We start from the raw sequence: 5,261 nt of genomic DNA, 5'->3' as shown, positions 1-5,261 counted from the left end.
GGAACATACCCCAGCTTTTACAAATGCTGTGACGATGGGGATGGCTGGGCTGAGTATGGGTGAAGGTAGCCAATAATGCGGACCTATTATGAGGAGGCCCCATGGGCCGACGAATAGGTTCATGTGGTTGTGGGTACGTATTGGATACGAGGTTTCAGACGAAAGGTAGGGGAAAGATAGTTACTTGAGTGACGCTCAGCACAGTTCCTGTAGTCGGACCTAACTTCTTCATTCTCAAACTCAAACTACCGAAATAAAACTGGAGCAATAACAATCTTGAAAAAGTCAACCCATATCACAAACAAGTGATCAGAAAGGTTGTGTGTAGGGGTTTCGCTCAGCACCGTTTTGCGCTTTGAATGTAACCAGCCCATTCGAAAGGGCTTTGGCGCAGGAGTCTTTGTAAATGCCTAACATACTGAACAACGCACTTGGAAATTGCCTCGTCACTTTCAGTCTTACCAATGAGCCCAACCCCGGGCTTCGTAACAAACTACAACGTTTAATTTGGAACCTCGGATTAGCATCAGTAGGAACTACTCTGTTCGAGGGACCCGCAACTTTGGATCATGCAAATCAATTTGTCGACGAGTTCCTCAACATCGTCCGTGCGGACGTGAGTGGAGCCGTTTTGACTAACTTCGAGGTTTGGTTCACGGGCACTCAGCGCTTTAGCTACACACCAACCGTAGTTGCTGCGTAAGACGTTCCGCATTTAGGGAGCAGCCATGACCAACGCAGCTTCCTCATTGCCGGTTAACCCGGAAATATCTCTCCTTGCTTCGGTGCTCAAAGTGAGAAATCTCAGAAGCCGCCCAATGAGGTGCTTCCTAGTCGGCTCGTCTAATGTTGATGCTCTTCATCAAGACCTCCGCTCAAAGTTTGACGAATGGCACAGAACCAGAAAAGCGGACTCGGCAGAGTTAAGGCAAAGGCGCCATGACACGCTTGAGCTGCTGGTCCTCAACCTCATCGTCTTCAGCTGGAGTGACAAAAACCTGTGGGTCCAAACTCCAGCTAACAAGACGTGGTACACTCAAAATGGCTTCTGGCTTCCTAAATGCCTGAGCAAAGCTATCGTGCTGTCTGCGCGCGACTTTCTTGTGGCTCATGGCTACGCAGAAGCCGATGCGGGTCGTGCTTCAAGCTCACCTAGACTTCGTAGAAGCGCGGTCATGCGGTCAACCAAGAAGCTGGCTGACTTGGCTTCAGCCATGGGCATAGACCGCCACGACATCAAGCAATCTACAACTCACGACCTGATACATCTCAAGTCTCGCAAGCCCAGAAGGAAAGCTAAGGATCAAGCTGTTTCCGATCCACCACGCCGCCGTCTGCCATTCGAGGTTACGCCAGACCTGCAGCGCAAGATCGAGAACCTGACCTTGATCAATCAGCAGTTCAGGCGAACCCACATCGACATCAAGCTTACGCCACGGCAAGAGCGTGAGATGATGGCACAAATCATCAAGAAGCAGGACCAGCACACCGACCTTGATGACGACGCTGACTTGATGATCGATAGGACACAGGACTGCTGCTACCGGGTCTACAACAATGGCACCTTTGAGGAGGGTGGCCGATTCTATGGACCATGGTGGCAGTCAGTACCAAAAGAGTCTCGCAAGCACATCATGATCAATGGCAAGCGAACCGTCGAACTTGACTACTCGTCGATGCACCCGACGATCCTCGGAAATCGGCTAGGCATTGCGATCCCTCAAGGGTTCTATGAGATTGGCATTGGTACAAAGAAGGTCGTCAAACAGACCTTCAATGCCCTGCTCAATGCCAAAGGCACTTCGATCAAACCTGTAGATGGTTATGATGAAGCCAAGTTCGGTATGCCTTGGTCAGAGTTCTTAAAACGGGTCAAAACTCACTACGCTCCCTTCAAGTCCTACTTCGGCAAGGGTGAAGGGCTCAAGCTACAAAGGATAGACTCGGACATAGCCGAAGCAGTGATGCTTCACTTCGCAAAAAAGGGAAAAACCGTACTTCCAGTACATGACTCTTTCTTGTGTACCGAGGATACGGAGCACGAGCTTGCTGAGGTAATGGAAGCCGAGTTCCACCGGCAGAGTAATGGCACGATCAAGTTAAAGGACAAACGTTTAAGCACCGATGCAAGGCTTGGAGTCAGAGACAAGGTCAGGATAACCCCAGAAGCTTATGCAGGGTACTTCAACCGAAAGACAGCTAACTTATCCATGAAACGCAAAAAGCATACGGGGGAGAGCAGCATTAATGGAACTGACTTGGGAAGCTATGCAGGTAGGACGCCAGCCCAACAGTAACTTGATCTTTGGTCTAGATGAACTAAGCCACCTGATGGGGCGATATGTGTATGTTATTGAGACCCCTAGGGATTTAGCCATACAATATGCCGACGGCATCTCCAATGTTTGTTACATTGGTCGGCAGGGAGAGAGGTCCCAAGGAAATCGCTTGCTCATTCATGGCAAGGGGTGGATTTCGCGCTTCCTCATCCTTGCGCAGTCAGATCTGCCCTTCACTGTCCATTTTTGCCATCCACGACGGCGCAACATGGTGGACGCCTACAAAGACATAGAAGCGTTCTTGATCAGGGAGTTTGAGGATGTCTTCGGATCCCCTCCGCTCTTCAACAAGCGCAGAGAAAGCGAACTTGCTGGGCATGAAGTCACGCTGAACAGTAACATTCTTAGGCGTCGCCATAAGGGCACTGTTTGCAAAATAGATGCGCGTGGTCAGATTGAACCTGATGCTTTGAGTCTGAGCAGTAACAAAGAGACGTAACCAATAGCCAGGTTTTAGGGCGTACTTGCAACAAACGTGCGGTCGTTTCGACATATGCAGCATTGCGCAGCTTGTCGAACCCGCTTTCCACTTGAGAGATTCCACACAGGTGTGGTTAGTACCACTGAAATACGATTGTTAATGTCTCAAGAGGGCGGAGACGTGGGGCTGTTCTTACGTATTTGGAAACGACTGTTTCGCAGGAGGCGTGTCGAAACCGTCGTTCCCGTAGAACGATTGCCCCGTGTTATTTGGGATTTCCCCAAATCGAGGCAACCTCAAGCTGCCCCAGCACCACCTCAGGCGAAGACTGTGTTACGGGGGTCGTGTTGGGTGATCGATGGCGACACCATCGAGATTGAAGACGTTCGGATCCGGCTTGCTGGTATCGATGCGCCCGAACTCGATCACCCTTGGGGTCAGCGGTCGAAGTGGGCGTTGGTCCAATTGTGCAAAGGTCAGATTGTCACGGCTAGATTGAAGCCAGAACTGTCATACGACCGCATAGTGGCTGAATGCTTTCTGGATGATGGACGTGATGTAGCGGCCGAATTAGTTCGCAGTGGTCTGGCTTTGGACTGGTCCAAGTTCTCAGGAGGTAAGTACCGGCATCTTGAGCCAGCTGGAGTTAGGCGCAGACTCTGGCGGGCCAATGCACGTCAACGTGGAGCCTCTTAGTGGTATAACATAGGCACACGTGTTTGGTGATTACTGTTCCGGTGTATCATCGGGCTGCCCCACCGTCACGGCACGACCTCCAGCAACTGGAAAACTGCTATCACTAGGCATATGCGAAAAGATAGGAACTGAAACCATTATCAAAAGCATGGTGCCGATACTCCTTCTCGCATACCCAAGTCAGACGGGGTTAGCCTTCGCGCTAGGAGAATAGGAGCGACGATTTATAATTGGCAGTAGACCTACACCGCCAAGCGCAGAGCCGCTTGATTGAGCAACTCAACAAGATCTTGCCGGAGGTGAACCTGTACCAGGGCAGTTTTGTGAACACTCGGCCTTTGATGCCACTTGTTGATTTGGCCAGAATCTTACCTGCTAATTCGCAAGGCTCAAAGGACCTTCACCGATACATTGATGACGAGCCAACCTACCATTTTTTCTCCGAATATATCTACATGGTCGTCGAGCACGAGACTAAGTACGAGGATGGCAAAAATCTGATGCTTTCGGACTTGCCGTCCTTTGCAGACATACCGTTTGCTTCGCATCATCTTGTCAACGAACTGGTCTCTTTACCTTGGAGCTATCGCGTATTTTATCCCTTATGGGGGGACGCTGCGAAGCTTATGCCAAGTGCAACTGATGAGATGGTGCTATCGCCAACCACGCGCCTCCTAAGAATATCTGAAAATAACGTATCTGAGTTCCCCAAAGCTCCAGAGCACAAAGAGAACAATCTAGGTCCGCTTTTTGGAAGTCTGTTTGGGAGCACTGCCGACCGCCTAAGTATTGGGCGGGTCGTGTTCGTCACAGAAGTCGAAGGGTTTATTGGAAGGTTTGCAGGAAGTGAGCCGTTGCGGCGCGCAGAATCGCGTCTTCGCTCCTTCTTCGGCCTTTGTTTAGCTCTCGGTCTCTTGGAAAAAGGCAGTTCCTATATGCCTAGTCCACCGAAGCAACACCTATTGGTTGAGCGGACAGATCAAGGCAGCAAAGTGCTGGAACGTGCTTATGAACTTGATGACGAATTCAACTTAGCAATCTCCAAGTTTCAACCTTTCACCTTTACTCAGAAGTTTGATGGCGAGACTATGGAGCTTTGGAGGACGACTAGGCTGACATTGATTAGAAGTGCCTTCAAATACAGCGCAAGCAGTCACAAGTTACAACTTGCAGCCCGGTGGCACTTTGACAGTGTGGCAAACAGCGGCGAGCTATTGGCCTTTGTGCAAGCAATGATTTGTTTGGAAATCATCCTCGGAGAGCAAAGCGAAGCCAGTGAACTAGGTGTAGGTGAAGCCATCCGGAATCGGTGTGCATATCTAATCGGCAAGTCAACAGGGGACCGAGACCAGATCATTGATGATCTGAAGGACATTTATCGTGTGCGGTCCAAAATTGTTCATACAGGAAAGGAAAACCTGTCAGCAGCTGAAAGGCGGATGATGATGCGTCTTCGACAGATATGCTCTTTGGTTCTTAACCGCGAGCTTGAACTTGAAACGCAAGAGTAGCAGGAACAACAGGGTGGCTGACCGTCCTATCGAGACTGCTCAGACTTTTGGCAGAAATAATAGAGAGTAAAGGGAGGAAGTATCTTCTTTCCTACACGGGCAGATCAAACCATGGACCTGACGGGTTACTCATGGTTCATCCGGTTCAGTTGGGCGCATTGTAGATACAAGATAGACCTATTCGTCGGCCCATGGGGCCTCCTCATAATAGGTCCGCATTATTGGCTACCTTCACCCATACTCAGCCCAGCCATCCCCATCGTCACAGCATTTGTAAAAGCTGGGGTATGTTCC

The 5,261-nt window shown here is 50.1% G+C and carries 3 protein-coding genes; all 3 read left to right on the top strand.

Features of this window, described 5'->3' with window-relative positions; genetic code table 11:
* Positions 1 to 728 precede the first annotated feature (728 nt).
* The 3 genes from HRQ64_RS19910 to HRQ64_RS19895 all read left to right on the top strand — a co-directional run bounded on the left by HRQ64_RS19910 (position 729) and on the right by HRQ64_RS19895 (position 4,967).
* Positions 729 to 2,297 (top strand): hypothetical protein, encoded by a 1,569-nt coding sequence (locus tag HRQ64_RS19910; RefSeq protein WP_172125966.1) that lies wholly within the window; start codon positions 729 to 731, stop codon positions 2,295 to 2,297.
* Complete coding sequence (locus tag HRQ64_RS19905) at positions 2,248 to 2,778, top strand: hypothetical protein (RefSeq protein WP_172125964.1); 531 nt, start codon at positions 2,248 to 2,250, stop codon at positions 2,776 to 2,778. Before HRQ64_RS19910 ends, HRQ64_RS19905 begins: the two co-directional genes overlap by 50 nt.
* Before the next feature lie 944 nt (positions 2,779 to 3,722).
* The gene (locus HRQ64_RS19895) at positions 3,723 to 4,967 is read left to right on the top strand and encodes a HEPN domain-containing protein (protein ID WP_172125959.1); all 1,245 of its coding nucleotides are present in this window, start codon (positions 3,723 to 3,725) and stop codon (positions 4,965 to 4,967) included.
* Positions 4,968 to 5,261: the final 294 nt, after the last annotated feature.

The sequence above is a fragment of the Devosia sp. 919 genome, from assembly GCF_013185965.1.
Lineage (GTDB): Bacteria > Pseudomonadota > Alphaproteobacteria > Rhizobiales > Devosiaceae > Devosia.
The sequence above is the reverse complement of the archived record's forward strand: the minus strand, read 5'-3'. Positions and strand labels throughout refer to the sequence as shown.

Coding starts and splice junctions, on each gene's coding strand:
- HRQ64_RS19910 (WP_172125966.1), top strand. CDS start 729: ATGACCAACGCAGCTTCCTCATTGCCGGTTAACCCGGAAATATCTCTC.
- HRQ64_RS19905 (WP_172125964.1), top strand. CDS start 2,248: ATGGAACTGACTTGGGAAGCTATGCAGGTAGGACGCCAGCCCAACAGT.